At 57.5% G+C, this 26319-nt stretch carries 24 protein-coding genes; 17 read left to right on the forward strand and 7 right to left on the reverse strand.

Going from position 1 to position 26319, the window contains the following annotated elements:
• Genes ACJ70B_RS13715 through ACJ70B_RS13725 form a run of 3 tightly spaced genes read left to right on the forward strand, consistent with a single transcriptional unit; the run spans position 1 to position 7690 of the window.
• Positions 1–4185 (forward strand): Eco57I restriction-modification methylase domain-containing protein, encoded by a 4185-nt coding sequence (locus tag ACJ70B_RS13715; RefSeq protein ID WP_408957553.1) that lies wholly within the window; start codon positions 1–3, stop codon positions 4183–4185.
• Positions 4182–7148: a helicase-related protein gene (locus tag ACJ70B_RS13720; protein ID WP_408957554.1), complete on the forward strand. Its 2967-nt coding sequence runs from the start codon at positions 4182–4184 to the stop codon at positions 7146–7148. Before ACJ70B_RS13715 ends, ACJ70B_RS13720 begins: the two co-directional genes overlap by 4 nt.
• Positions 7145–7690 carry a TATA-box-binding protein gene (locus tag ACJ70B_RS13725; RefSeq protein WP_408957555.1) on the forward strand — a complete coding sequence of 182 codons (546 nt, stop codon included), beginning with the start codon at positions 7145–7147 and terminating at the stop codon, positions 7688–7690. Before ACJ70B_RS13720 ends, ACJ70B_RS13725 begins: the two co-directional genes overlap by 4 nt.
• 98 nt (positions 7691–7788) lie before the next feature.
• Here ACJ70B_RS13725 and ACJ70B_RS13730 read toward each other — a convergent pair whose 3' ends face one another.
• Both ACJ70B_RS13730 and ACJ70B_RS13735 read right to left on the reverse strand, forming a co-directional pair.
• Entirely contained in the window at positions 7789–8262 is a 474-nt protein-coding gene (locus ACJ70B_RS13730) for a hypothetical protein (RefSeq protein ID WP_408957556.1), read from the reverse strand.
• Positions 8263–8803: 541 nt separating this feature from the next.
• Positions 8804–9595, reverse strand: coding sequence for a hypothetical protein (locus ACJ70B_RS13735; RefSeq protein WP_408957557.1), 792 nt, complete (start codon positions 9593–9595; stop codon positions 8804–8806).
• Between the two features lie 332 nt (positions 9596–9927).
• On the opposite strand from ACJ70B_RS13735, the gene ACJ70B_RS13740 reads away from it, so the two are divergent.
• Both ACJ70B_RS13740 and ACJ70B_RS13745 read left to right on the forward strand, forming a co-directional pair.
• Positions 9928–10080, forward strand: a complete 153-nt coding sequence (locus ACJ70B_RS13740; protein ID WP_408957558.1) for a hypothetical protein — start codon at positions 9928–9930, stop codon at positions 10078–10080.
• A gap of 518 nt (positions 10081–10598) precedes the next feature.
• A complete protein-coding gene (locus ACJ70B_RS13745; RefSeq protein ID WP_408957559.1) occupies positions 10599–10862 on the forward strand; it encodes a hypothetical protein in 264 nt (87 codons plus the stop codon).
• Positions 10863–11360: 498 nt separating this feature from the next.
• Here ACJ70B_RS13745 and ACJ70B_RS13750 read toward each other — a convergent pair whose 3' ends face one another.
• Positions 11361–12125 (reverse strand): hypothetical protein, encoded by a 765-nt coding sequence (locus tag ACJ70B_RS13750; RefSeq protein WP_408957560.1) that lies wholly within the window; start codon positions 12123–12125, stop codon positions 11361–11363.
• Between the two features lie 94 nt (positions 12126–12219).
• On the opposite strand from ACJ70B_RS13750, the gene ACJ70B_RS13755 reads away from it, so the two are divergent.
• Genes ACJ70B_RS13755 through ACJ70B_RS13765 form a run of 3 tightly spaced genes read left to right on the forward strand, consistent with a single transcriptional unit; the run spans position 12220 to position 14667 of the window.
• Positions 12220–12888 (forward strand): hypothetical protein, encoded by a 669-nt coding sequence (locus ACJ70B_RS13755; protein WP_408957561.1) that lies wholly within the window; start codon positions 12220–12222, stop codon positions 12886–12888.
• The gene (locus ACJ70B_RS13760; RefSeq protein ID WP_408957562.1) at positions 12885–13838 is read left to right on the forward strand and encodes a hypothetical protein; all 954 of its coding nucleotides are present in this window, start codon (positions 12885–12887) and stop codon (positions 13836–13838) included. The genes ACJ70B_RS13755 and ACJ70B_RS13760 overlap by 4 nt, the downstream gene beginning before the upstream one ends.
• A 16-nt stretch (positions 13839–13854) precedes the next feature.
• The gene (locus tag ACJ70B_RS13765) at positions 13855–14667 is read left to right on the forward strand and encodes a hypothetical protein (protein WP_408957563.1); all 813 of its coding nucleotides are present in this window, start codon (positions 13855–13857) and stop codon (positions 14665–14667) included.
• A 323-nt stretch (positions 14668–14990) separates the two neighbouring features.
• On the opposite strand, the gene ACJ70B_RS13770 is transcribed toward ACJ70B_RS13765, so the two are convergent.
• Positions 14991–15173 carry a hypothetical protein gene (locus ACJ70B_RS13770; RefSeq protein ID WP_408957564.1) on the reverse strand — a complete coding sequence of 61 codons (183 nt, stop codon included), beginning with the start codon at positions 15171–15173 and terminating at the stop codon, positions 14991–14993.
• Between the two features lie 357 nt (positions 15174–15530).
• On the opposite strand from ACJ70B_RS13770, the gene ACJ70B_RS13775 reads away from it, so the two are divergent.
• The 4 genes from ACJ70B_RS13775 to ACJ70B_RS13790 all read left to right on the forward strand — a co-directional run bounded on the left by ACJ70B_RS13775 (position 15531) and on the right by ACJ70B_RS13790 (position 18936).
• Positions 15531–16313 (forward strand): helix-turn-helix transcriptional regulator, encoded by a 783-nt coding sequence (locus ACJ70B_RS13775; protein WP_408957565.1) that lies wholly within the window; start codon positions 15531–15533, stop codon positions 16311–16313.
• Positions 16314–16551: 238 nt separating this feature from the next.
• The gene (locus ACJ70B_RS13780; RefSeq protein ID WP_408957566.1) at positions 16552–16725 is read left to right on the forward strand and encodes a hypothetical protein; all 174 of its coding nucleotides are present in this window, start codon (positions 16552–16554) and stop codon (positions 16723–16725) included.
• Between the two features lie 5 nt (positions 16726–16730).
• Positions 16731–16889 carry a hypothetical protein gene (locus ACJ70B_RS13785; protein ID WP_408957567.1) on the forward strand — a complete coding sequence of 53 codons (159 nt, stop codon included), beginning with the start codon at positions 16731–16733 and terminating at the stop codon, positions 16887–16889.
• Between the two features lie 565 nt (positions 16890–17454).
• The gene (locus ACJ70B_RS13790; protein WP_408957568.1) at positions 17455–18936 is read left to right on the forward strand and encodes a glycosyltransferase family 1 protein; all 1482 of its coding nucleotides are present in this window, start codon (positions 17455–17457) and stop codon (positions 18934–18936) included.
• Between the two features lie 187 nt (positions 18937–19123).
• Here ACJ70B_RS13790 and ACJ70B_RS13795 read toward each other — a convergent pair whose 3' ends face one another.
• Genes ACJ70B_RS13795 through ACJ70B_RS13805 form a run of 3 tightly spaced genes read right to left on the reverse strand, consistent with a single transcriptional unit; the run spans position 19124 to position 21636 of the window.
• On the reverse strand, positions 19124–19861 hold the full coding sequence (locus ACJ70B_RS13795) for a glycerophosphodiester phosphodiesterase (protein ID WP_408957569.1): 738 nt from the start codon (positions 19859–19861) through the stop codon (positions 19124–19126).
• 51 nt (positions 19862–19912) lie between these two features.
• On the reverse strand, positions 19913–20656 hold the full coding sequence (locus ACJ70B_RS13800; protein WP_408957570.1) for an NTP transferase domain-containing protein: 744 nt from the start codon (positions 20654–20656) through the stop codon (positions 19913–19915).
• Positions 20644–21636: a CDP-glycerol glycerophosphotransferase family protein gene (locus tag ACJ70B_RS13805; protein ID WP_408957571.1), complete on the reverse strand. Its 993-nt coding sequence runs from the start codon at positions 21634–21636 to the stop codon at positions 20644–20646. The genes ACJ70B_RS13800 and ACJ70B_RS13805 overlap by 13 nt, the downstream gene beginning before the upstream one ends.
• A gap of 301 nt (positions 21637–21937) precedes the next feature.
• Between ACJ70B_RS13805 and ACJ70B_RS13810 the strand changes: the two genes are divergently transcribed.
• From ACJ70B_RS13810 to ACJ70B_RS13830, 5 genes are all read left to right on the forward strand, one after another.
• Positions 21938–22486 (forward strand): hypothetical protein, encoded by a 549-nt coding sequence (locus tag ACJ70B_RS13810; protein ID WP_408957572.1) that lies wholly within the window; start codon positions 21938–21940, stop codon positions 22484–22486.
• A 34-nt stretch (positions 22487–22520) separates the two neighbouring features.
• Complete coding sequence (locus ACJ70B_RS13815; RefSeq protein ID WP_408957573.1) at positions 22521–23258, forward strand: sugar phosphate isomerase/epimerase family protein; 738 nt, start codon at positions 22521–22523, stop codon at positions 23256–23258.
• A gap of 101 nt (positions 23259–23359) precedes the next feature.
• On the forward strand, positions 23360–23500 hold the full coding sequence (locus tag ACJ70B_RS13820) for a hypothetical protein (RefSeq protein WP_408957574.1): 141 nt from the start codon (positions 23360–23362) through the stop codon (positions 23498–23500).
• A gap of 2 nt (positions 23501–23502) precedes the next feature.
• Entirely contained in the window at positions 23503–25002 is a 1500-nt protein-coding gene (locus ACJ70B_RS13825) for a glycosyl hydrolase family 28-related protein (RefSeq protein WP_408957575.1), read from the forward strand.
• Positions 25003–25098: 96 nt separating this feature from the next.
• Positions 25099–26268, forward strand: coding sequence for a glycosyltransferase family 4 protein (locus tag ACJ70B_RS13830; protein ID WP_408957576.1), 1170 nt, complete (start codon positions 25099–25101; stop codon positions 26266–26268).
• Positions 26269–26319: the final 51 nt, after the last annotated feature.

Here is a 26319-nt window from a genome sequence, read left to right on the forward strand (position 1 = left end):
ATGCAGACGGCACTCACCTACCGCACGAACCGAGACCTGTTCTCTAACTACTACCTTGACGAACACCTTCCAGAAACGGAGGAATGGGACGAGGTCAGTGACGAAGAGCTCCAAGAGGCGTACGACGACATCATGGACCTCTGGGAGCGCGAGAAGAGCACGGCTCCCAAGCGGAACGAGTCTCAACTGGAGGAGAAGTTCATCCGGCCGATGTTCCGGAAGCTGGGGATTCCCTTCGAGGTTGAGGAGAGTACTGACCGAACACAGCGCCGTCCTGACTACGGATTCTTCGAAACTGAAGATGCCGCACGGAGTGCCTTCGAACGCCGTGATGAAGGTGGGGACTTCTACGAGAACTCCGTCGCCGTCGCGGACGCGAAACGATGGGGTCGCCCCCTCGACACTCGCGGAAGCGGCGAACACGAACGTGACTTCGAGAATCCCAGTTACCAGATCCACGTTTACTTACAGGAAGTGGATGCCGCACAGTGGGCCGTACTCACTGACGGGAAGAAATGGCGGCTGTACTACGGTCCGACCAGTCACCGCCTCGACTCCTACTACGAGGTGGACCTTCCGACGATTCTGGAGAAGGGTGACCTTGAGGACTTCAAGTACTTCTACCTCTTCTTCCGCCACGAGGCCTTCCTCGAAGACACCAGCGGTGACTGCTTCCTTGACGACGTCTACGGCGAGTCAAACGTCTTCGCCCAAGAGTTGGGGGAGGACCTGCAGGACAACATCTACGAAGCGATAAAGATCCTCGCTGAGGGATACCTCCAGTACCCCGAGAACGACCTTGATGAAGACGATCTTGAGCTGATTCACGACAGCTCACTTATCTATCTATACCGGCTCATCTTCGTCCTGTACGCCGAAGCGGAGGGCCGCGAACTGCTGAACACGAGCAACGAGATTTACGAGCAGTCCTACAGCCTGAACTCTCTCAAACAGGAAGTCGCCGAAGAACTCGATAGTGGCGACCCGAAATACCGCGACTGGCAAGACAATCTTCAGGCCCGTCTGGACGAACTGTTCACCCTCATTGACAAGGGCAGCAAGTCGCGTGGCATCCCCGAGGAGGACCTCTACATCCCGGCATACAACGGTGGGCTGTTCCGAACGGATCCAGACGACGACGACAGCAAGGAAGCGAAGTTCCTCGCCAACCACGACGTTGGAGACGCTTATCTGGCCAAGGTCGTTGAACTCCTCACGCGGAGTAAGAACAGCAACGGCGGTGGAAAAATCTTCGTCGATTACTCCTCTCTCGATGTTCGCCACCTCGGGAGCATTTACGAAGGTCTGCTGGAGTACCAGCTCAATGTCGCTGATGAACCGCTAGCGCTTGATGACGGTGAGTACGTGAGTGCTGGCGAGGGTGACGACGTCGTCGTGCAGGAGGGCGAGGTGTACCTGACGACAGACAGCGGTGAGCGGAAGGCCACTGGCTCGTACTACACCCCGGAGTACGTCGTTGAGTACATCGTCGAAAACACGCTCGAACCGCTGGTTGACGACATCCGGATGGATCTCGCCGGCCGGAATGCTCGTGGTGACCGTGGTTTCGCTGCGGAGTTCGCCGATCGTGTGTTCGACCTGAAGATCCTCGACCCGGCGATGGGGAGTGGTCACTTCCTCACGAGCGCCATTGACTATCTAGCCCGCGAGATCATTGACGCCCAAGAGAAGCAGGCCGCCCAGCAGGGTATCGAGACAGTCAACCAAGAGCACGACATCAACTGGGCCCGCCGGCAGGTCGCCCAGCGCTGTATCTACGGGGTTGACCTGAATCCGCTGGCTGTAGAGTTGGCAAAGGTTTCGTTGTGGCTACGGACGCTCGCTGCTGAACAGCCGCTCGCTTTCCTCGATCACCACCTGAAGACCGGTAACTCGCTCGTCGGCTCAAACGTTGAGGAAATAGATGCCCTAGAACGCAATGGTGCTGCAGAGACTGAGGGCCCCAATTCCACGCTTATTGACTTCGGAATGACGTTTGAAGGGACGATGGAGAACTTGATGGCAATACACGGGGACATCATCGCCATCGAAAACGAGGAACTTGAAGATGTGAAAGCGATGGAGAAAAAGTATGGAGAATTTAAGGCGAATGTTCTCCGGCAGCGTCTCGAAGCAATTGTTGATGTATACACTGCTGAGGAGTTTGACGTAGATGTCCCGAGCGGTGCCTACGAGCAGATGGCTAAGTCGCTTAAGAGCGACAGTCAGTGGGAGGATATACAGTCGAAAGATTGGTTCATTGATGCACAAGAACTTGCCGAGGAAAAATCGTTCTTCAACTGGCGCTTAGAGTATCCAGACATTTTCTACGATGAGGCCGGTGAAGAGAAAGAGAATCCGGGATTTGACGTTGTTCTTGGAAACCCGCCCTATATCAACGCCATCGAACTGAACGATGTTACTACACATGAGAAGGACTTGTGGAAGAAACGATTTAGCTCGGCGAAAGACGCTTATGACATCTACATCCTGTTCTTGGAACAAGGTCTGGAGTTATCCCGAACGGACGGCCTTGTTGGGCTGATTGTCCCGAACAAGCATTTGTCTGCCCCTTATGCGGAGGCATACCGAGAGTACATCATCAACAACCACCAGATGTGGAAAGTATGTGATGTATCTCAACTTGGCGTGTTCGAGGATCCAAGTGTATACCCTGTCATTCCCTTTTTCAGAACCAATAGGGATTTCGAAGCAATTGACCATGTTGAGATTGATAAGCCCATCTCGACGGTTTCTATCTCGACTGGTAGTGAACAGATGGATGTCTGCGCTCCCAGTAAACTGACCAAAATCGGTAACAACCTCTGGGGGCCATTATTGCTTGATCTAGAGGAACAGGATGTTTTCTGGAGCGCAGTTGAGGACACTGTCCAGTTAGACAGCGAAGGAACTGTGCAAGCGTCTAGTACAGCAAGTGAAGCAGAGGAGTTCACGGTTGCGCTAAGTGAAGAACCTCCCAGTAAGACGAATAAGAAGTTCATCAAAACAGGAGGAATTGACCCCTTCCAATCGTTCTGGAATTCAGAAGAAGTCAGGCATCAGGGAGAGTACTATACAAAGCCTGTACTGAACATTGACCATCCGATTATCACCGATCTCCGGAGGTCACAATACAATAGTGAAAAATTGGTATTTGCGAAAGTGGCGTCGATCTTGGAGGCATTCGTTGATATAGATGGGGAATATGCATCTGTAGATACTAATCTATTCTACGACTCTAATCTTGACATCAGATACTACGGAGCCATTCTCAATAGTAACGTAGTTCTATTCTTATATTCAGCAATGTTTGGCGCTCTGAGGATGAGGGGCGGAGATTTCCAGTTCCAAGCTCCACAGTTGAAGCAAGTCCCTGTACCTTCAATCTCAATTGACACATCTGAACCAGAACGGGAAAGTCGGGTTTCAACAGCATTGAGGAGTTATGAGGAATATCTGGAGAGAAACGCATCGAAACCAAAGCCAGAGAAAGACGGTGTAGCACACGATTTCCTAGCTGAGCTTACAGACCGTATAACTGAGCTCAAACAAGAACGGGAAAGTCTCAACATCGCCCTGCTGGACTACTTGGGAATCCCAACTAGTGGTATCCCTGAGGACCTCAGAGGAGAGTCACTCCAGGAATTGCATATGCCTGCACCTGGGGTCGCTGATACGCTACTCTCAGAGACAGGCCAAGACTATGATGGGCTTCGCATTGAGGAGGTTTCGTTCAGCGGTGACAACTCAAAACTGGTGATGTCCGTAGATGTTAGCTACAAGCCTAATGATGAAGACCCCCGAGAAACTGACCGGTACGGTCGGTTAGCCAAAGATGAGTTTGAAACGATTGAGGCAATGGTGTTCACGGGCCTTTCAGACGAGAAGAGGACTCTAATTGAGAGTTTCGTGCCTGAGGCAGTTAGTCACGCAGGTGGGTTTGCAGATTTCCGCCAAAGTGCGACGAAGACGATTACTCCGTTGGAGAGACTTGAAAATCTTGTACTCCCAGATTTGGACTCCATCAAAAGCGGTTTAGAGAAATATGAGCGTGTTAGACAAGATGCGGCCGAACTAGATGAGAAAATTGAGAAGACGGACACACTGATTAACGAAATTGTCTATAACCTGTACGATATCTCTGCGGAGGAGATTGGAGTTATCGAAAAGGCTCTAAAGGAATGACTAACTTTGAGGTCGGGGACTACGTCAAGTTTGCCGGTGGACAGGGTGAGATCACGAAGGTCGAAGACCGCCCAAACGGAGGCCAACTCCTCCACGTCTACACCACAGAAGGCCAACTCCGCAAACTCCCGAGTGGTCTGCCCCACATCGAGCGGATCGACTCCATTGTTGACCGCCTCGCAGCCCGGCGGATCGATTCGCCGATTCACCACGACCTCCGGGAACGTGCGACCCGCCTCGACCTTGCATACCGATACGACCGGTTTCTGTCGCTGACGAACAACCGCATTGAAATCGAACCGTACCAGGTTCAGGCCGCCTACGAGATCCTGAACTCATACGACCACCGCTACCTCATCGGCGACGAGGTCGGCCTCGGGAAGACTATCGAGGCCGGTATCGTCATCGAGGAGCTCATCGCCCGCGGTCGTGCCCAGCGGGTGCTCATTGTCGCACCAGCGCCACTCACGGTGCAGTGGCAAGAAGAGATGCGCGAGAAGTTCGACCGCAACTTCGTCATTTACGACCGCGAGACTGTAGAAAACCACCGTCAGTCCCACCCAAACCAGAACGTCTGGGAGCAAGAGGACCTCATCATTACCTCAATCGATTTCGCTAAGCAAACGAACGACGATCCCGAGTCAGACAGGGTCTCGGTCCGCGATGCGCTCGATAACCTCAACGTTTCTTGGGACGTCGCCGTCTTTGACGAAGCGCACCACCTGACTGCTCGTCGGGGAAGCGATGACTCCATCGAACGGACTCAGCGATACACGGTCGGTGAGGCCGTCGCCGAAAACTCCGACGCGCTCCTGTTGATGACCGGAACGCCTCATAAGGGGAAGTCCGATCAGTTCTACTTCCTCGTGAGTCTGCTTGACCCATATCGCTTCAGCCACGAGTCACAGATCAATCCGGACGCACTGGATGATTTGATGATTCGCCGGCTGAAGGACGACATGTACGAGACCGACGGGACGCGCATGTTCCCCGAGAAGAACATCGAAGCACTCGGTGTGGACATGTCTCGGGCTGAGCGCAAGCTCTACGACGATGTCACTGAGTACATCCGTGAGTACTACAACCTCGCTCAACAGGAGGAGAACCAGGCCGCGGGGTTCACGATGGTCATTTATCAGAAGCGGCTGGTCTCCAGCATCTACGCGATTCAGAAGTCTCTGGAGAACCGAATGCGAGCCATTCAGAATGACGCAGTTGCCGAAGATCTCCCCGACGACGTCCAGGAGTTGATCCCTCGGTACAGCACTGAACCCGAGACACTGACCGATGCCGAACGAGAGCGCGTTGAAGAGGCGCTGGAGACGGTTACGGTCACACTGAATCGTTCTCAGATACAGGAAGAACTTGACCGAGTGAAACAGCTCTGGCAGCGAGCCAAGAGCATTCAGACTGATTCGAAGGCCCAGCTACTGAAGCAGTTTATCGATCGTATCCTGTCCAACGACCCTGATGAGAAAATACTCATCTTCACCGAGTACACGGACACGCTCGAATACCTCCGAGACCGCGTGTTCGCCGACCACGACGTGGCCCAAGTGTACGGGGATTTAGACCAGGAACGACGGCGGGAAGAGATGGAGAAGTTCGAGAACCAGGCTAATCTGATGCTCGCCACCGACGCTGCACAGGAAGGTCTCAACCTCCAGTTCGCCCATATCATGGTCAACTACGACCTTCCATGGAATCCAATTCGCATCGATCAGCGAATGGGTCGTCTCCACCGCTACGGACAGGAACAAACCGTGGAGATTCGGAATCTCTTCTTCAAGAACACCCGAGAGAGCGAAATTCTGAACCTTCTGGTTGAGAAGACGAACCAAATCGAATCCGACCTTGGAATGCGTTCCGACGTCCTCGGCCGTGTTCTGGAAGACGTCGATCTCGATGACACCATTATGGCCGCCATCGCGGAGAACCGACCAACTGATGAAGTCGTGGGAGATATCGAGAAGACAATCGAGGAGCGAAAGGAAGCACTTCAAACGGTTGAGAACGAGTTTCTGATCCGCGATCGATTCGATCTCTCTGACGAAGACGAAGAGATCTTGGAGGTCATCGAACGTAGTCAACACGGCGACGTCAGCGAAGACGACATTGAGGTACTGGTTCGGGAGTTCTTCAACGAGTTCGGCGGTAACATCCGCGGTGTCCGTCCCGGCCCTGCTCGCTCAGGCGGCGATGTCTTCCAACTTGGCGTGCCAGATGTACTCTCGGGTGATCAGGTCAGTAGTCAGTATGACCGAGCAACGTTTACCCGCGAGGTGGCGATGGAACAGGACGACGTCGATTTCATCGCTCTTGACCACCCGCTCGTTCAATCACTCATCGAATTCTGCCTTGACTCGACCCGTGTTCAGGGGCAAGTCGCTGTCAAAGTCGCAGAAGATGGTGAGCCAGGACCCGGTGTTCTCTTCAACTACCGTCTTGGGTACGTGTCTGGTGCCGGTGAAGCGGTAACCGAGAAGCTGGTCCCATTGTATGTTACTTCAGGTGGGGATGTTTCGACGACGAAGCCCGAGATCGTTGATACCCTCCCTCCAGAGGAGGTCTCCGCCGATGAAACGCTGGATCAGCTGACGTCAATGGTATCGGACTTACACGGAATTGCCGAGATGGAGGCGTGGGAGCAGGTCGAGTCATTTGCTGAGGAGGCAAGAGAAGAACGGGAACGCGAGATGGAAATTAAGCGCCAACATGCTGAACGTCACTTCGAAGAGGAGATCAGCGAGTGGGAAGAGCGATTAGAGACGTATGAACAACAGGATGAGCGAGGAAAGGATATGTCGGCACCGATCGGAAACGCGAAACGCCAGTTGGAGTCCCTTCGACGTGAGCGTGACGAAGAATTGGCGCGATTAGAAGAGGAGAAGCACGTAACACCCGAAGAACCCGAACTAGTGACAGCCGCACTGATACTGGGCTCGCCACCTACTAACCGATGAGTGTCGAAATTGCGAACGTCGTCGGGTCGGGTGACCTCCACGCGGAGTTGGATCTTGAGGCACTTCAAGAGGACCTCTCCACGCCGTATTTGGAGTATGACCCGTCCAATTATCACGGCCTGTACGTTCGTCTCCAAGAGGGCGGCCCTCTGATCACGGTGTACCGGAGTGGGAAGTACATTATCAGCGGGTGTTCTAGTTACGCGGAACTCAACGAGACGAACGAGGGGTTTCTGGCGGAAATAACTAGGCTGGGGATCATTGAACAAGGACAGGAAACGGGATTCGGAGTCCAGAATGTCGTTTGTACTGCGAGCCTCAGTGAGGACGTCAACCTGAACGCGTTGTCGATCGGGCTCGGCTTGGAGTCCACTGAGTACGAACCCGAACAGTTCCCCGGACTTATTTACCGACCGTCGGATGTCGGTGCGGTGCTTCTCGTCTTCGCAAATGGAAAGATCGTGATTACAGGTGCCCGAGACTTGGATATCGCTGAGGAGGCCTTCGACCATCTACGATCCCGAGTAAAGGAATCAGTCTAATCAAGTACAATTCGGCCGGGTGTTCCGTAGTCATTTCTTCCGTGACGGCTTCAAAGAATGAGTTCCCCTCAATTACTGAGAGGCCGTCTTAGGTACACCTACAGGTGGTTGAGGAGGTCGGCATCCACGTCCGCGCAGTCTCTGCAGAGCGGACCCGATCCTTCTACTGATCCGACCCATGTTCCTCCGAGTGGGCCGCTGCATTCGGTGCACTCTTCAGGGAGGGACGGGAATCGGTACGCGTCAATCAGTTCGTAGATCCAGATCGCGTCAGCGATCTTCTCTTTGGCGGCTTTCTTGATTGCGTTGAATTCGGACGTACTCTCGAAGCCCTGGCTTTGGACTATCTCATCAGCTACATCCATTTCGTCTGATAGAGGGGGGTATCCCTCTAAGTGACCGTGTACGAATGCGAATGCCTCTTCATCAGTCAGGTGGGCTGTATCTGCGAGCACCTCCTGTAGTTCACCGGCAATTGGAGAGGTTTCTCTTTCGAACACTTCGTCGATCGTTTGCTCGTTGCCGTACCGTTGCGAGTTGGTCTGGCTATATTGAGTGGTGTTTTCTGTCATGGTTGTGTCGGTTTGCTGGTTGCATGGCCGATGCTGGCGTATGCTATACGGTCGGCTAGCGAGGGAGCCGGACTCTCCCTCAAAATACTACGGATGCACAGATTACGCATCCAGGAGATTAGCGGGCTGTCCGGTGGTGGGCTTTCTGATTAGAGCAAAGGAGTGTATGCTTATAAACTTTCCCGGGGGTAATTTCTGATACTTGAATATCCATCTCTACTCTCGCGCCATCGTCTTGAAGCAGTCACTTATGTGAGTTGCTATCCGATTCCACGCACACGGAGATGCATATCCACCTCTAAAACGGAGCGTTGGTAACGCTGTACCGCACCGGGAGTTACCACATCGTTGGCATCAAACCGGAGCAAGGACTGGTCGATCGGTGGTCGTCGTCACGAAGCACAGTCACGACCTCACCATGCTCGCCGTGCAGGCCGTGGTCCACGTCAGTCTCATCAAGGATGTCAGTCCGGACGCGGTCGCCCTCCGCCTACGCGTTTCACACCTAAACCGTGAGCCGTTGGTAAGGTAAATCGTTCCGTTACTCGTTCACCGCCACACCGGTCGTACGGATTTCAACGTCCAGATTCTCCTCATCGAAAATGTCGTCCCGGTCAACATCGTACTCGACCGCACCTGCTTCATTCAACCACGTCACATCCACAGCCAAATCGAAGGGCGTCATACCGGTCTGTGATGCTAACTCTCTCAAAGAGAGCGGGCCGTGCTCCCTGAGTACCTCCAATATACGGCCACGAGACTCCATCTCCAATACTTTCTCAAACCCGTCCATCTCGATACCCTCCGCAATTGATTTGAGGTGCTTCTCAATCTGCCGTAAGTGACGTTCCCGACGATCGCGTTTCATCATGGAATCTGCCCCGTCAAACTTCGCCAAGAGCTCTAAATCGTACGTCTCTTTGAACGTGTCACGGTCACCGAATACGTCCCTGTACGACCCTTCCACGACCAGTGACTCGTAGTCCTCATGCGCATCCTCGGCGATTTGCGGTGAGAGCGACCCAGTGAAATCACCGGACGGGATGTTCTTCGTCTGAATATTGTGCTCCTCACCGCCAGGGTGGAGTTTCACTGTCCCGTCCACGTCGATTGCGGGACCGTTCCCGATATTTTCGATCTTTGGAGCCCACGCACCGATTGAGAAGGGTTCGATATCCAGATTCATCACCGGTGTCACTTCCTGTTTCCTTGCTCGCCGAGTTTCGCGCACCATACCCCACGTTAGATATGCGTATACGCCGGTGACGATTACGAGAACGACGGTGGAGACAGCGTTGATGGCAGGGGCAAGGTTGGTAATCACTTCAAGCATACGTTGGGTTGGACGTGTCTCTGATAAAGAATTAGTGTATCTGGGCGTCCTCCAACCTTGTTGGTTACTCGTCCAAGTCGGCTACTGCGCGGTCGATGTATTCGAACTCTCATTCGATGAGTGCCTGCAGTTCAACTTCGAGCAACCGAGTATCGCCAAGGGCTGGTAGCGGTGCATCACCGACAGGATGTCGTCAAGCGTGTCCCGGCTCTCCTTGATTTCCGAAACCGGATTATCGAGAGTCGTCATTCGTTCCTGTCATCTCTTCCCTGTAGTATGTATTTTGACAACGTGAACATCAGGGTTAACCCCGACGGCGTCGAACGCAGGGTATGGGTAAGGAACCGTGGCCGGACGATATCGAGGAGACAACTCTCGGGCACCCTGAAGAAGACTGGGACGGTCTTCTCGGTGACCGAGACCCGAACGTTGGGAAGGAACCGTGGCCGGACGAACTCGTTTCTGATGGTAGTGATAACGATTAATCGGGGATCGTGTTCTCAGCACCCTGTTTCATAGATGGGGTCTGTGAATGTCACCCGAAGATTCGTATACCAGCCTGGGCGAGGGGGTGCGTCCGCTCATCAAACACCGTGAGTTCTTATCGCTCCATAATGCGTGGAACACTCGCTAGACGCTAATCGCCAGCTCAGGATGTGCTAAACTAGACAGTGCCGTCTACACCTTGTAGTCAACTTTCCGACTTTATAGGGTGCTCCAAGAGAAACAATCTGTATGCAGAGCCAACGACTATCCAGACTATTGGAAGCAGGTCTTCCAGCCCGACCCCGTGGGGATGCGCACAGATGTATACGACCGACCCGATGTATGCACCTCGCGGTGGTTCAACGGCTCACCAAGTGCATATATTCACGGCGATTGGCGTCAGTCTTCGCGCCGATTACGATGATGGCCTTCATCCCCTTTATAGCGAGCAGGCTCTTGTTCACCGCAGAACAACGCACTAGCACCCCCCGTGCATACTCACGCACTTAAACCCACTATGGCAACCGACCGAACCAGCCTGAAACTGACCGATGAACGGAAGCAACTCTTTGACCAGGCGAGTCAGATAGTGGCTCGTGACAAAGCGGACGACCCGCCTCGTAGCGACGTTATTGACGCTGCACTCACCCACCTCATTGAGAGCCAAGAGAACCTTGACGACGTCCGCGACCAGTATCCGCCGCAACAGGTCAAACGGTGCTGCAACACGTCCGTGCTTGGACTGCGATATCGAACGGCCATTGAGTCAAATTGGCGATGACCACGCCAGCAGACCGAGTGTCGCTGACGAAGAGGAAACGTCATTCGTCCATGGATGAACGGTTGAGGAATCGATATCGAACCTAGCGCTACTTTGGAGACTCAGCACTCTAGGTAAATACTAACATACATAGGATATAAAATATTTTATAGTATCCCAGGTGATGTAGAGCCCTGAAGCGGGGCAACCCGTTCTTCTCCTCCTGCAAGAGGAATCACAGTATGCCCGATGACAAAACTAATGGAAGCAAACGTCCGGGCTTGCAGCCGATTCCATAGTCGCACAGATCGTCTGCAAGGACCCCGACAAGGAAGAGTGGGATCAAGAAGCAGACGGAGGTGAACAGCTCACTCAATGCATAATTTGATGGATGGAAGAACCGAGAAGGCGAACTCATTGGCGCATCTGTCTTTTTGACGGCTGAAGATGTCAGGGTAGTTCGTGAAGAAGGTTCCATAGAGATCGAAATCAGCCAGTAGTAACTGTGTTGTTAGACCGTTACTCGAACGGATCTTCATTCAGACTGGAGGGATAAACGGGAACATCCTCTAAACCGTACGTATCAAGAACATCATCAACTAAGGTCTCCAGCCATCCGCCTGCTACAGGCGAGATATACACCTCCTGTATCAATGTCGAAGGCTCTACGGTAACTGGCCTTCCAGGCGAGGACTCTCGTGCGACCTTATCTACGAAGTTCTCATTAACAGGGGTGCCGTCCGGCGGTTCGAAATTAGAGATGACTGCTCGAAACTCTGATTCAGGTTCAAAACTTTCCCGCTTGAAAAAGAATGGAGAGATACGGTTTACTGTGATATCTGGGCTATTAGAGTAGTCAATATACTCCACCTGACCGCTCACGATCTCGTGATTACTGTCCAAAGCAGAGAGGAACTGAGAGGCAGTGGTTTTGATAGCCACTTCTTTTCCTTTCTGTTGATACACCTGCCACATAGCAGCAGTCTCTTCGGAAGCCTCGTGCCAACAGTTGATGTAGGTCGAATATCGTAATGCATCGTAGAAAGCCCGGACGAACTGTTCCGGGTCAGAGACTCGGTCTGATACTCCTTCAGCAATCTCTCTCAGTTTCGCAGGCGGAAGTGCCCCCTCGTATGAGTCGAAGAACCCAGCAGCACGAGAAAACCAGAGTGCATTATTCTCCAACATAGAAACGAACTGCGTGAAATCGATATAACGCCACAACTCTGTATCTGAGGCTGGTTGAGCAGGCTTCCACTCTTCGTCAGGGAAGATATTGTTCATTCCAACTGATTCACCGGTTCTCACTGGCTCTGTTGAACGGAACATCCATAAATTATAACGTATTCGACCCGCACCTTCGACTAGAGGACTTACCGTGAGTAAAGACGGTCAAAACCCACAGCACACACAGACGGTCTTTTCGAGGTTCACCCATCTTGAGTCCGAACTCGACTGTCTGCTTCTGGCTGTGAAGAACATGCTTGCGGATTATCGTGAGTTCCATCCAGACTTCCCAATTAACCCTGGAGAAGATGCCGATGAAGACGAAGACCCAGAGGAAGCTGCTCGCAAAGAGCTGAAAACTCTCTGCGGGCACCGGTCGCGGTTTGGTGGGAACTTCTCTCAGTTGGAGGCCAGGCTGAATGGGAAACTAGACGAAACGTCGTTCGATGCCTACACAGCGACCCAAATCGATCTGGAAGCCCTCGATGAGATTTTAGGTACAGAGACTGCCTCCTTGCCACTGGTCGAACTTGACCCCGAGTACTTTGACAAAATCGATGCGTATGATGTGCAGGCTGGGCAGTTCGGTGCCAGTGAAACACCGATCCTGATCCCAATCCAAGTCGAAGACGACATCGTCATTTATTGGGATCCGTTAGCCGATTACTACGACAACGAGAACGATGATCCAGTGGAGATGACTCTCAGCGAGACCACGTTTCTCCGTCTTTGGAGCAGAGCGGAACGCGCTCGCTGGACTCTCTGGATCGACGGACAGGAGCAAAAGAAGATGGCTGAGTTCATGGAGACAGATCAATGAGCATCCAACAAACCCGGATTAGTGATGAAGCTCTGACGTTCCCAGCAGGTACGGGAGAAGAGAGCGTGAAGAACCGTATTGAAGGCCACCTTCGCTACCACTACAGTAGAAGGCTGTTCGTCCAAGATGTCGAGGAGTCAGAGGACGGTTACTACGTGAAAGTCGGGATTGCGTATCCACGCGACGTTTCAGACTGTCGGAAACAGGACAATGTCCTGAAGATGGTAAACATAGGAGACGTGAAAACCTTGTACGCTTCTCCAATGGATGACGGCTACTACCGGATGAAGCTCCCCGACAGGAGTGACCTGTACGATGCTTTCAAAGAGCGTCACAAGGATATTCTGACCCGGTTGGACTGGTCAATGGCGCGTGCCATATACAGCAAGGTCTACAAGCTGACGCCTGTCCGGAACCAGTTGAACTCGGTCATTGAGATTGTGGACTTCATTCGCCATGAAGCACCGGACACTGTTAGAAGACTGGAAAACGCTCAGACCACTTCTAACACGAGAGACTATCTAGAGGTCTTCGAGGAACTTGGTTATGTCCGGATTGAGGACGGAACGATGTACCAAGGCCCGAAGATGGAGTCCGCAGATATGCAGGGTCTCCAAGAGGAGGACATCATCGGGGACATCATCGATGAGGGATACTACTTGCTTCGGCAGAAGCTGGGTCTAGCGATGCTGAACCACTTCCCGAAGTTCGCTAATGCGTATTACCTTAGTGCTCTCCGTCGGAGCGACCCAGAGCTTCACCTGAGCGTTGAGGACATTGCTGAGAATCTGCAGGCCGAGTACCAAGACGACACTACGGATACGTGGAAGCTTGGACGGAAGCTGGAATCACTTCACGATGCTGGTGTCCTGAAATTCCAGGATCGAGAGGTCACCAGTCGAGGCGATGTCTACAACAGTGTGGAACCAACTATCCCCTCTATCGGGTAATCCATATTGGTTTCTCATGTCTGAAGATCCGCCGCCTGGCTGGGGTGAGCCTGTCCCTGCAGATGAAGTGATGGATAACTTCGTTGAGAACCTTCAATCGATGGATGATGTCCAAGCCTTAGAGCTGTTTGAGCATTTCCTTGTCAATTCTCCTGCTTCAGAGGATGAAGAAGGAGCAGACTCAATCTCCTACTTGACTCTCTCAAAGAAGTTCTTGGAAATTCATAAGGAATCAAAGCAGATTGAAAGCACCTATGAACAGTATTTTCAGCAGATTGATGCAGAGGATATGCCTCCGGAAGCACATCCAAAGCGGATGGAGGCAATGACCGTTAAGAAAGCCAAAAAGAAGGATCTCACTGAGGACTTAGTCCTGTTCTACAGCCTTGCTCAAGAGGTCATTGTGAATCTGTCTAAGCAACTGACTGAGAACCGGATACAGGGTTCTGATCCCCTTGGTTTTGAAAGTGAAAGGACTTCGTCGAACTTTGCACCCGAAATCAGGGGCACTATTCAGGATAATGACGATGCTGAAAAGATAGCTGACGAACTCCTGTCTCAACCTCAGCGGGAGAAATACCTGTACTACACCGACGAGATTGGGAAGACAACTCATGATGACTTAGTTCACATTCGTAGTAATCTTCGCAATCAGCTAATCCACAATGTCCACGAGAGACAGACACTGGACTCCTTCAACGACATAGAAGGTGAATTAGTGAAGTGCGTTGGTACGATCAATCGACTCAGTTTGTTGGTCGATAATAAAGTGGCCATCGAGGTAAAGAAAGCAGATGACGGCGATTACATCATAACCGATAGCGATTAACGCGAACTCGAATGTTCATTCTCAGAAGTATCTCAACCAAGTGTCGAAGGTGTCTCTCTCGGGCCTACTTAGCGAAGTCGGTGAAGAACGAGCACGTAAACTCCTAACCGAAGAGGTCGAAGCTTCTAATGCTGACGAGTAGCTGTAGCAGCAGAAAGCAGCGTGAGACGCCGGTGCTGGCTCCCCATCCTCAATGAGGCCATTGTGTACTCATCAGTACCCAAGGGGTGTGAGACGGGTAATCCGTGAACTCACTCTAGGCTAAGGCGAACGATCCAACCACTGGCGGCATGACGACGGAGGCTACCGTGTCGTGACCGTGTTTAGGCACGGTCAGTAGCCACATCACCCTCATCGTCACTGCCGACGGTCATCAAGACAGCCGTCCAGACCGCCCAACCGACCAAGGCCACTACGATGACAGCGAGAGCCACTTGGACGACCAGCATGATAGCCAGAAACACGTATTTAGTGATTACGTCCATCACGATGGACTGGATATTCATCAGTAATCACCTACCGCACGACGCCCGGAGGCGTCGTATTCACACAATCGCCAATCATGAGCCTGCCATCACTCTCGGGTTCGATTTTTGCGACCGTACCTGAGGGACCGTCCGTGGGATGGTCAGTAACTGGTATCAGGGCGTTCGATCCCTTGTGTCCAACCGACAAACCAGCGGTACTCAGCAGTGGCGCGCCTGCTCTCCCCGTCGGGATGCAATATTCAACCATTTCGAACGGTGATTGTGATATATACAGTGTAAATGCACCCACTGGGCAAGTGACCAGGGTCTGGATGGTTTCTCAGATGCTAGAGGAGAATAATCAGAACTAAAAACGCCAATTCGGTCGAGTAGGATATGGCAGGTACAGATGGAGAACAATTGCGTGATATCCTTTCGAAGCGATACTGGCTCGTTGAAGCACTCTCTGAGAAACCGAAAACGAAACCCGAGCTCGTGGATGAACTGGAGTCTTCCCGCTCAACGATCAATCGAGCAATCGATGAGCTTCTCGATGTCGGGTGTGTCGAACCCATGCAACCAACAAGACAACAGTTCCAACTTACCATGGCGGGACAGGCAGCTCTTCAATTTCATCGTGATTACCGGGCGGAAACTGAGCGGATTCAAACAAACACCGCGCTGTTAAACACACTTCCTGCTGATTCCCTCGATAAGGCATTCCTCGCTGAGGCAGACGTGTACTCGTCAGTTCGAACTCCAGACATCGCACATCAGCCCGGCACGGAACCACTGGAAGAGGCTAACAGGATGATCGGAACGGCACCGGTTGTCCAGCGCGAATATTTTGACAACTTCATGGGACGACTCCAAGAGGGTGGATTCGAGTTGGAGCTGATTCTCGAATCCTCTCTTGTTGAAGCCATAGAACAAAGCTATGAGGACGAATTTGCAGCACTCATGGGGTTTGATACTGTTATCGCATATGTTACTGAGGAGCCACTCCCCTACGCTCTCTGGGTGATCGAACAGACCACATCCGAATACGCTGGGATTACACTGTACGAAGACGGTGGGCTGAAAGGCACAATCGTCAACGACACTGATACTGCTATTGCGTGGACGAGAAACCAGTACGCGGAGTATCGAGAAGCTGCATCTAAATTTACACAATTTTGATTTTCGGTCCTATCACGCGCAGTTGCCAGTAGTGGGTCTCGTCCGAACTCATTACGCACCAAGGTAACGAACGACGACAGTGGGATCTTGATACAACAGTTGAGGACGATCGTGTGAGTGAGACGTTGCAGAACATCGCTACAAGCGACGACTGACGCCTACAGAATTGACAATATCGTCGCTCTAGACGTGACCAGAAATACAGTTGATTAAGTCAGTCGAGACGGCTTAGTTACATATGCAGATCGTTGCAGACACCGAGGACGGTAAACCAGTCGTCCGCATCCGGTGCCCGAGCTGCCGGACCGAAATCGACACACCGTATGCGCTCAAGCACGGCACAAAGATCGACTGCCCCGAATGCCGGGAAACAATCCTGTTCACAGTCAAAACAGAGATCGTTCCCCAATGACAGCCATGAACGACCTTAGCATCCCGACCGATGATGAAACGCGCGAGCGAGTCCGCGAAGCACTCGAAGAAGCCGACCAGCACGACGAAATTGAATATCTCGATTCTCTTCTCACCGTAATTGAGTACGAGCGCGACGACACGTTTGACACCGACCTATACTGACAACACGGACGGAACACCACCAGCACGACCGGAGCGCCGTTCCCGTGGTGTATGCGGACTAGATAGTCTGAACTATCGTAGCTCAGACTCCCTTATCCTAACACTCCGAGTAACCCGGCAACCCCGGTCACGATCATACTGGCACCAAGCAGGAGCAGTCATATCTGCCGCGGATCGACTGCTTCACGAAGCGACGACATGTGTCAATAAACGACTCGGCCCCACTTAGTTCACTGCACTCTCACCAGGGTACCCATTGGGGTAGCCGGTTCTCTAATGTCGCGCCAGATGTTCGGCTCAGAATAACGACATCGCCGGCCGTCTCCGATATTCTACGTATTGAAGCGAGCCGAGTAGACTAATCGACACCGTACAAGAGTGGTCACGGTGACCGCCCGGAACCGCTTGCGGTTCCGCGTTGCAGCCCTCGAGGTGCCGATCGACCACGTCGAACGCGGCGTAGCGGACTGATTCCAGTCTCGCTGGTCGCTCGCACGAACGTGAGCGGCTTTCGTATGGACGCAGCCGTCTTATAGCTCATCGGACCGACGGACTACCGTCGACGATGCGCGTCCTCGTGATCCCCGAACTGTACCGGCCTGACAACGCGCTGGCGAACGGAACGGTAAACGACCTCCGAACGCTGGTCGACCGGTGGCTGGCTGTCGACCCGTCGATACACGTTTACTGGTTGCTCCCGCCGCGTGACGGCGCGGACTACGAACGGAGAGACGTGCTGGCGGATCGCGAACGGGTAACGCTGATCGAGGCCCCGTCGTTCATGGACGGCCACCGATTTGCCGACTCGTTCGTCGAGACGGGTGCCGCCGAGGCGCAGTTTCGGGCGATCGCAGAGCGCATCTACGAGCCGGGTGCGTACGTCGACGTAGTCGTCGATCAGCGCGTGACCGGCCGGTACGATCTTTTCAAGTGGTTGCTGGAACTCGGCGAGCACGACGCGGCCGACGTCCGGCCGGTCAGGTTAATCGCGAACGTTCACGACCTTCGGCTCCCGTTTAAACGACACGGACGCGAGTATCCGAACGACGCGCCGATGAAAGCCGAGATCGGTGCCGCGTCGTTCGCCGACCGCCTGTGGTTCAAGGCCGGCGTCGACGCGCGTCGGATGCGCGAATACGGCCAGGAGTACTTTCAAGAGGGGTTGCTGGACGACCTGCTCGAGGATGCCGTCGAGACCGGGAGCCCGCTCGACTTCTCGCAGTTCGACGAGAGCTACGCCGAGACGCCGACGATGCTGCACATTGCCGGCTCGGGGTGGGGGAAGAAGAACGTCGACGACGTCCTCGACGTCGGCCGCCGGCTGTACGACGACTACGGCGTTCGGACGGTGATGACGAACATGGACTCGATCGTCGAGTCGTTCGCAGAGCGGACGTTCGTGGACGCCTATCCCGAGGCGAGCGCGGAGACCTACGAACGCGCGCTGCGCGCGGGCGATCTGACGGTCTGTGCGAGCGACCACGAGACGATGGCTCGCACGTGGTTCGAGCAGGCCGCGAGCGGCCAGGTCCTGATCGCCCGCGACCGTCCGTGGTTGTCCGACTGCGTTCCGGACGACTACCGGTTCGCGGGGTCGCTCGAGGATCTCCCCGACCTTGCGGCGCGAGCGGTCGAACAGTGGGACGACGCGGTCGCCGAGAACCGCCGGCTGCTCGAGCACGTCCGCGAGGTGCGCTCCCCCGAGCGTTGCGGCCGGCGAACCTACGAGGATCTACGCGATCACGTCGACGAGCGGATCGAATCGTTCACCCCGGCCGAGTACGCGGCACCGATCGAGGCGACGCTCGAGGAGATGGCGGGTGACTCCGGGGTGGCGGTCGAACTCCCCGATCTACTCGAGCGGACGGCTTCCCACACTGATGACGGCGCGCCGATCATCGACTGCGATGCGGTCACGCGGACCGATGTCGTCTACGCGCTTCGGTCGCTCGGCTACGAGGACACCGGGAGCGCCGGCTCGCCGGTCTTCGAGCGTCGTCGGTCGACGAGTTCGGTAGCGGAGACGGAGGACGCGGTCGCGAAGTAGCGCGGATCACCGTTTATGGGATCGCTCGGCACGCGCCGCGTGATTGTCGGAGTCACGGCAACGGTAGCGGTCCGACGGATCCGGCCGTTCGGCCGGTGCTCGCGGTGTGCAATGGGGAGACAGGGGACTCGAACGCTCGAGAGTGGTCCCGATCGCCGGATGACGATGGCCCCTTCTTTTCCGTCGCTCAGTCTCCTGTGGCCATTCCCGCTCCCTCGCTCGTCTCTGCAGCGCCGTTGCTGCCGAGCTCCGGCCGCTCCGCGCCGAGCGTCCAGCTATCGGCGGTCGCACCGTCAACGCCCGCCGACCGGAGTCGTGTGCAGGTCGCCGCGTCGTCGACGCCCCAGGCGATGACGTCCATTCCGGCCGCCTCGGCACGCTCGAGCACGTCGGTTTCCAGACAGAGGTCAGCGTGGGGGTGGAGGAACTCGCACTCGAGTTCGCGCGCGGTTGCCAGGCCCGTGTCGACGCCCACGTGGTGGTCGAACAGGTAGCCGAGCGCGGCGTCGGAAGCGACGTCCCGGGCTTCGGCCAACGCGTCGGGAAGGAACGAGGTGAACCGGATGTCCGGTTCGGCGTCGTGGCCGAGGGCAACTGCGTCCACAGCGATTCCCGTCTCCTTGAGCTCGACCTGAACGTCCACGTCGTCGGGGACGGCGGCCAGGGCCTCCGAGAACAGCGGAATCCGCTCGTCGGAGTCAAGGACGGTCAGTTCACGGAGATCGTCCCAATGCAGATCTGCGACCGCACCGACGCCGTCCGTCACTCGCGCTACGTGTTCGTCGTGGACGACGACCAGTTCGCCGGAGCGACACCGCCGTACGTCGAATTCGACGGCAGGGAGGCGGCGGGCGGCGCGTTCGATCGCGAGAAGCGTGTTTTCAGGATACTCATCCGAACACCCGCGGTGGGCGATAAGGTCCATTCCGTGTCGAGGGAGCAGGACCCTCGACTTATAGGCCTTCTGTCCTCCTCGTCAGCGGATGCCGAATGACGATGCGCGGTCGACCGACCACCGCTCGGCGTCGGCAAGCGGGAGCCGGTCGCGGGCGCGGTCTACGTCTGCAGGGCGGTTGATCTCGAGGTGCGCGTCGGGAGAGACGAAGACCCGATCGGTCGGCGTCTCGGGGTAGAGGTGGGGATACCAGTTGTCGGCGTTGCGGGCCAGTACCTCGATCGCGCGGTCACGGGTTCGGGCGTCGATGACGCCGATCCCCGCGTGCCGGTGCCCGACGATCTCGCCGTAGTCGGTCACCACCCCCGCGGCGTTCGATTGAATCGCCGTGTGATTGGTCTGTACGCCCGGCAAACAGCCCACGACGTTGCGTCCCGGCCCGGCCTCGCGGAATCGCCGCAGCAGCCGCCGGACCGTGCGTGGTGCGACCACCACGTCGCCGTTCAGGACGAGCGCGTCGTCGTCGGCGCGGCGCAACACCCGCCGAAGCGACTCGGCGTTGTCGTACTCGTCCCAGTCATTCAGTACGACGGTGTCGACCGGGAGTGTATCGTCGTGGTCGGCTTCGATCGACGCGAGGCGGTCACGGGCCGTCTCGGCTTCGTAGCCGAGCACGACCGTGACACGGTCGATAAACGGCGCGATCGCGGCCCGCTGGCGGTCGTACAGCGTCCGTCCGTCGACCTCGAGAAACGCCTTGGGGAGGGTCTCGGTCAGGCAACCCATCCGGCTTCCCCGGCCCGCTGCGAGGATCACTCCGTGCACGCCATCACCTCCGCGGCGGCGCGCTCGCTGGCCCGCCCGTCCATCGGTATTCCGAGTTTCGAACGGAACGCGGCCTCGTGCTCTGTGATTCGATCCGAATACCCGTTCTCGTAGAGGGCGTCGATCGTGCGACACTCGAGGTCGTCGACGCTCGTTACGTGTCCGATTCGGGGCACCTCGTTCTCATCGGAGACGATGTCGGTGAACTGGACCAACGGACGGCCGCTGTGTAGCCACTCGGTGACGATGCCGGAGTAGTCCGAGAGCAGAACGTCCGATGCGAGCATGCTCGAAAGCGGCGTGTCGTTCGTATCGAAGACGACGTTCGGAATTTCGGCGATCCGATCTCGACACTCCTCGGTCAGTGACTTCGCTGGCGCTTCGTCGCGGTCGGCAGGGTGTGGACGGAACAGGAGTTCGTAGTCGCTCCGCTCGAATAGATCGATGACCTCGTGGGCCGTGTTTAGATACGATCCGCCGCCGTAGTTGTGGTTGGTCGGTGCGTAGAGCACCCGTCGGTCGCGAGGCGGGTCGGCCGCCACGAGTGTGTCGGCCTCGGGCACACCGACGACGGACACGGCCACGTCTTCGGGGTACACCTCCTCGTATCGGGTCGCCCAGTACTCTCCAGGTGCAAGCGCCGCGTCCACCGCTTCGCCGGTCATCTCTGCGGTCTCTTCGATCTCGCCCCGGCCGACCGATGCCCCGTGTCGGACGTGAACTAACGGGTACTCCTCGTGGAACTCGACGTCGTTGGCCTTGTGGCGGTGGTTGTACACAACGACATCGGGGTCGATTCGACGGACCTGCCGGTCGATGGCTCCGACCTCGTCTACGCTCACTTCGGGAATCGTCTCACACGCGTTCCGCGCGCCGACGTTCATCGGGACGAACGCCGATTTGGCGGTGACGCGTTCGTCGATCGCTTCGAACGTCTTGGCCATGAAGGCGTGCTGGATGGCGTAAAGAACGGTAACCATGATACCCCCCGCCGGTTCCGTGGGGCGAAGATCGGCCGTGGCACCCTGTCGTCCCCGAGAACCAGCAGTGACCCGTAACCGGGTGGCGTTCGTAGGCGGCCGACCGGCAAAAGCCGAGGGCATGCGAACGCGGGTTCGCGATCCGGGGCGAGACGCCCGCCAGCGCGTAGACTGTCGACGTAGACGGGAGGTGGTTCGGCTGCGTGTTCCGTGCCGGTATCGCCACTCCGTCTCCGACCGCCGGCTCGTCTGCCATCGCCGGTGCGGGACCTACCCGTCTGTGGCCCGTCGAGGCGACCGAATGGTTAACGCGTTCTGGCTCGATCGCGACCTCGAGCGAGTCGCGGCGTGGCTGGTCGATCGCCACGTCACGAGCAGCGTCTTCGAGTGTTCGATGGTGCTGACGACCGCGGCCCAGCAGAACGGCTACCCGGAGTCCGACGACCTGTACTTCACCCATCCGGACAACCCACTGACCCGCTGGGCGGCGCGGTCGGCCGCCAACTGGGAGTACCTACGGGCGTACACCGAGGCGGCCCACGACGAGTGGCGCTACCGCTGGGAGCACGAGCCGACGGAGCGCCACGGCTGCTGGGCGACCGTTTGCTCGCTGGACGAGGCGGCCGTCGACGGCCTCGAGTGGCCCGCCGAAGGTCGAACGGACCCGCCCCAGTTGACGGGGGCGTGGACGGCCGACGACTACGTCGACGCGTATCGGTACTACTACGCCAACGACAAGCGCCACTTATTCGGCTGGGCGAAGGACCGGTCGATGCCGCCGTGGATCGACGAATACACGGTCGACACGGTCGACGAGGGGACGAATCAGTCCACCGACGATGCAGGGTGAGAATTGTTCCGCCGTCGCGTCGTAGCACGCCGCCATGGTCAACACTGCGATCCAGCTTTACACGCTGCGCGACCTCGAGGGCGACCTGCCGACGCTGCTCCGACGCGTCGGCGAGACCGACTTCGACGGGGTTGAGTTCGCCGGCTTCGGCGAGACGTCGCCGCGGGAAGCCGCCGAGGTACTGGACGAGGCCGGGCTCAAGGCCGCTGCCGCTCACGTCGGGATCGACGCGCTCGAGGACGACCCCGACGCCGCCCGTGAGACCTGCGCCGCGCTCGGCTGTGCGCGCGTGGTGGTGCCCTATCTGGACGAGAGTCACTTCGCGAGCGCGGCTGCGGTTCGGGAGACGGCGGGCAGGCTCTCGGAACTGGCCGACCGCCTCGCAGAGCGGGGGCTCGAACTCGGCTATCACAACCACGACCACGAGCTCGTCGCGCTCGAGGGCGACGATCGAAGCGCGTTCGAACTGTTGCTCGACGAGACCGACGACTCCCTCTTGATCGAACTCGACGCGGGGTGGGCGGCCGCGGCCGGGCACGACCCCACGTCGCTGCTCGACCGACTCGCCGGTCGCACGCCGCTGGTCCACGTCAAGGACGTTGCCGACGGCCGGCCGGTCGAACTCGGCGACGGGGAAGTCGACATCGACGCGTGCGCGGCGGCCGCCCGCAGCGCCGGTGCCGAGTGGCTGATCTACGAACACGACGAGCCGGCGGATCCGGCCGCCTCGCTCGAGCGCGGGGCGACGACGCTGTCGGACCTGCGCGATTGATCGGTACGACGGCCCGTTTCCCCGAAAGCCGTCATCAAGCGGTGTCACCGCCGCGATAGTTCGGGCGCGGAGTTTATACGGAACCGGGAGAGTCGGTGGGTATGAGCAGTTCGAATCCGTGGCGACGCGACGTCCTCGTCGCGGTATCGAGCGGATGTATCGCGTTCGCAGGGTGTTCCGAAGAGACGGCCGGCCGATCGGGATACGGCACGGCGTACGGACAGCGGTACGGAGCGGAGTAACCGTGGCCGACCGAACGCCGCGCCTCGGGCTAGGGACGTTCGACCCAGGCGACGACTGGGATCACACCGACACGGTCGAGGCGGTCGACGAGCACGCAATCGTCCGCGGGCCGATCGCCGAGCGTCCCGCGAGCGGCGAGTACGACGACGAACTCTATCACGCGACCGACCAGGGCATCACCTGGCGCTGGGACGCCGACGGCGGGGACTGGACCTATTTCAGCGGTCAGGGAAGCGCCGACCGGCCGGTGCCGGGGACGAGCCACTTCGAGGCGGCGCGGGTCGTTCACGCCCGCACCGCGGAGACGCCGGTCTGGAACGTCGAGGCCCACGGAATCGAGGGCGACGGGACGACCGAGGTCGGTCAGGCCGTCCACGATCTCCTCGAGACGGTCGCCCAGGCCGGCGGCGGAATCGTGTACTTCCCGCCCGGGCGGTACCTCCTCGAGCGGACGCCGCTGATCGGCGACGATACGATCCTCCTCGGTGCGGGCCGCGCGACCGTCCTCGAGGGGACACGACCCGACGGCGACGAAGGACGGGCGCTCGTCTCTAACAGGGGCTACGACGAGCGCGGCTACGATGGCGCGTCGAACTGGGCGGTCTGTAACGTTCGGATCGACTCGCCGAAGTCGACCGGGATCATGCCCGCACACGCCGACACCGTTCGGCTGGAGAACATCTACGGCGACCGCATCTACTACCATCACATCGATATCGTCTCCTCGAGGAACGTCACCGTCGACGGCTTCCGTGCGACACGCGGCGGCGAGGGCGACTCGGACGCGCCGGTACAGTTCGACAGCCAACGGTCGGGAACCGCCTGGAACAGCGTGTGGGATGGGGACGGCGACGCGCTCGTCGCGGACGACGAGACGCCGACCCGCAACTGCACGCTCGCGGACTTCGAGATCGATCCGGCGAACGGGCCCGAGTACGGCGTCCACCTCCACCGCGGTGAAACCGAGTCGATCACGCTCAGAGACGGGCATATCACCGGCTGTCAGTATACGGCGATCAGAGCCGATCCAGACGAGGAGATTGCCGATCTGACGATCGACGGCGTCTCGTGTCTCGAGAACGCGAGGGGAATCACGCTGGGCCACAGCGAGAGCGGACGCCGAGAACTGACGATCGATAACGTGACCATCAGGACCGACGACCCCGACGTGGCATCCGGATCGGGGGTGTACGCTGCCGGGTTCGACGGTGCTGCGATCTCGAACGTCACCGTCGACGGCGCGTTTACGAACGCGGTCATCTTCGACGATATGACGGACCTGAAGCTGAGCACCGTGACGGCGACCGGGGCCGACGATCAGGCGTTCCGATTCCGAGAGAACGTCGACGCGACGCTCACGACGGCTCGAGCGGCGAACTGTGGCAGCGCGGGGATCTATTCCGGACCCGGTAGCAGCGTCGCCTACGGCGGCGTCACGTTCGACGATGTCGGGGAGACCGTCGTCGTCGACGGCGAACTCCGAGAGTGGTCGTCGTCGTGATGGCTGTGGCGACCGCGAGCCGATCGCAGAACCGTTAGTCGCACCCGTCGGCTGCCGGCCCAAGCCTTTGCTCGTGGCCGTCGATGTCCCTCGCAGATGGCTCGGATCGCCGTAGCGCACACGGACCCGATGGCGAAAGGTGGCGGCGAGGGGGTCTGTATGACCGTTCTCGAGGCCCTCCAGCGCGATCACGACGTGCAGCTCTTCGCGCTGACGCGGCCCGACTTCGGCGAACTGAACCGCTATTTCAACACCGACGTCGAGCCGGTTCCCGTCAGGAAAGCCCGATGGGCCGCATCCGCCCTCGAGCTGGTCGATCTCCCGCTGTACAACCTTCGAAACGCCCTGCTCAGTCGCCACGTCGCCCGCCACCGCGACGCGTTCGACCTGGTCGTGAGCACCGACAACGAACTCGCCGTCGAGCCGCCGGCGATCCAGTACGTCCACACGCCGCGGTTCGGTCGGCTGGTGACCTCGAAGCGCGTCGGCGAAGATAGCTTCGTGGACCACCTGTACGACCGGCTGAGCTACCGGCTCGGCGGCTACGACGCGGACCGGCTCCGAGAGAGTTCGCTCCTGACGAACTCGCGGTGGATGGCGACCGTCGTTCAGGACGTCTACGACGTGCGCCCGCGGGTGGTCCACCCGCCGGTCGACACCGCCGGTTTCGAACCCCGGCCGTGGGACGCACGCGAGAACGGGTTCGTTACCGTCGGCCGACTCGCTCGGTACAAGAACGTTGAAGAGACGATCCGCATCGTCGACGGCGTCCGCACACGCGGCCACGACGTCCACCACCACGTCGTCGGCCCCTCCTACGACCCCGATTACCGGCGCGAACTCGAGGCGATGGCTGCCGCGCGAGACTACGTCACCCTCGAGGGCGAACTCCCGCGCGAGGAACTCGTCGACCTATGCTGTACTCATCGCTACGGGCTCCACGGGAAGCGCGGCGAGCACTTCGGGATGGCCGTCGCCGAACTGGTCGCCGCCGGCGCGATTCCGTTCGTTCCCGACAACGGCGGTCAGCGCGATATCGTCGATCGGCGCGAGGAACTGCTGTTCGGAACGCCGGCCGAGGCCGTCGCGAAGATCGACCGGGTGCTCTCGGAGCCCGAATTGCGGCGAGACGTCCGCCTCGAGCCCGACTGCGTCGAGGCGCGGTTCGGCCGCGACCGCTTCCGCGAGGAAATACGAACCGTCGTCCGCGAGACGCTGGACGGCGGGGACGCGCCGCGCCGGCTCGAAGGGCCGTCCACGACGTAATGCAGGCGAGCGCCGCCGTGACGGCGTTCCGACGCCCGCTCGCTCGTTTCG

The sequence above is a fragment of the Natrinema sp. 74 genome, from assembly GCF_046097095.1.
In the GTDB taxonomy this organism is placed as follows: Archaea; Halobacteriota; Halobacteria; order Halobacteriales; family Natrialbaceae; genus Natrinema.

What these genes read in the sequence shown, in the direction of transcription:
- ACJ70B_RS13715 (WP_408957553.1), top strand. Translation starts at nt 1, where the DNA reads ATGCAGACGGCACTCACCTACCGCACGAACCGAGACCTGTTCTCTAAC.
- ACJ70B_RS13720 (WP_408957554.1), top strand. Translation starts at nt 4,182, where the DNA reads ATGACTAACTTTGAGGTCGGGGACTACGTCAAGTTTGCCGGTGGACAG.
- ACJ70B_RS13725 (WP_408957555.1), top strand. Translation starts at nt 7,145, where the DNA reads ATGAGTGTCGAAATTGCGAACGTCGTCGGGTCGGGTGACCTCCACGCG.
- ACJ70B_RS13730 (WP_408957556.1), bottom strand. Translation starts at nt 8,262, where the DNA reads ATGACAGAAAACACCACTCAATATAGCCAGACCAACTCGCAACGGTAC.
- ACJ70B_RS13735 (WP_408957557.1), bottom strand. Translation starts at nt 9,595, where the DNA reads ATGCTTGAAGTGATTACCAACCTTGCCCCTGCCATCAACGCTGTCTCC.
- ACJ70B_RS13740 (WP_408957558.1), top strand. Translation starts at nt 9,928, where the DNA reads ATGGGTAAGGAACCGTGGCCGGACGATATCGAGGAGACAACTCTCGGG.
- ACJ70B_RS13745 (WP_408957559.1), top strand. Translation starts at nt 10,599, where the DNA reads ATGGCAACCGACCGAACCAGCCTGAAACTGACCGATGAACGGAAGCAA.
- ACJ70B_RS13750 (WP_408957560.1), bottom strand. Translation starts at nt 12,125, where the DNA reads ATGAACAATATCTTCCCTGACGAAGAGTGGAAGCCTGCTCAACCAGCC.
- ACJ70B_RS13760 (WP_408957562.1), top strand. Translation starts at nt 12,885, where the DNA reads ATGAGCATCCAACAAACCCGGATTAGTGATGAAGCTCTGACGTTCCCA.
- ACJ70B_RS13765 (WP_408957563.1), top strand. Translation starts at nt 13,855, where the DNA reads ATGTCTGAAGATCCGCCGCCTGGCTGGGGTGAGCCTGTCCCTGCAGAT.
- ACJ70B_RS13770 (WP_408957564.1), bottom strand. Translation starts at nt 15,173, where the DNA reads ATGAATATCCAGTCCATCGTGATGGACGTAATCACTAAATACGTGTTT.
- ACJ70B_RS13775 (WP_408957565.1), top strand. Translation starts at nt 15,531, where the DNA reads ATGGCAGGTACAGATGGAGAACAATTGCGTGATATCCTTTCGAAGCGA.
- ACJ70B_RS13780 (WP_408957566.1), top strand. Translation starts at nt 16,552, where the DNA reads ATGCAGATCGTTGCAGACACCGAGGACGGTAAACCAGTCGTCCGCATC.
- ACJ70B_RS13785 (WP_408957567.1), top strand. Translation starts at nt 16,731, where the DNA reads ATGAACGACCTTAGCATCCCGACCGATGATGAAACGCGCGAGCGAGTC.
- ACJ70B_RS13790 (WP_408957568.1), top strand. Translation starts at nt 17,455, where the DNA reads ATGCGCGTCCTCGTGATCCCCGAACTGTACCGGCCTGACAACGCGCTG.
- ACJ70B_RS13795 (WP_408957569.1), bottom strand. Translation starts at nt 19,861, where the DNA reads ATGGACCTTATCGCCCACCGCGGGTGTTCGGATGAGTATCCTGAAAAC.
- ACJ70B_RS13805 (WP_408957571.1), bottom strand. Translation starts at nt 21,636, where the DNA reads ATGGTTACCGTTCTTTACGCCATCCAGCACGCCTTCATGGCCAAGACG.
- ACJ70B_RS13810 (WP_408957572.1), top strand. Translation starts at nt 21,938, where the DNA reads ATGGTTAACGCGTTCTGGCTCGATCGCGACCTCGAGCGAGTCGCGGCG.
- ACJ70B_RS13815 (WP_408957573.1), top strand. Translation starts at nt 22,521, where the DNA reads ATGGTCAACACTGCGATCCAGCTTTACACGCTGCGCGACCTCGAGGGC.
- ACJ70B_RS13820 (WP_408957574.1), top strand. Translation starts at nt 23,360, where the DNA reads ATGAGCAGTTCGAATCCGTGGCGACGCGACGTCCTCGTCGCGGTATCG.
- ACJ70B_RS13830 (WP_408957576.1), top strand. Translation starts at nt 25,099, where the DNA reads ATGGCTCGGATCGCCGTAGCGCACACGGACCCGATGGCGAAAGGTGGC.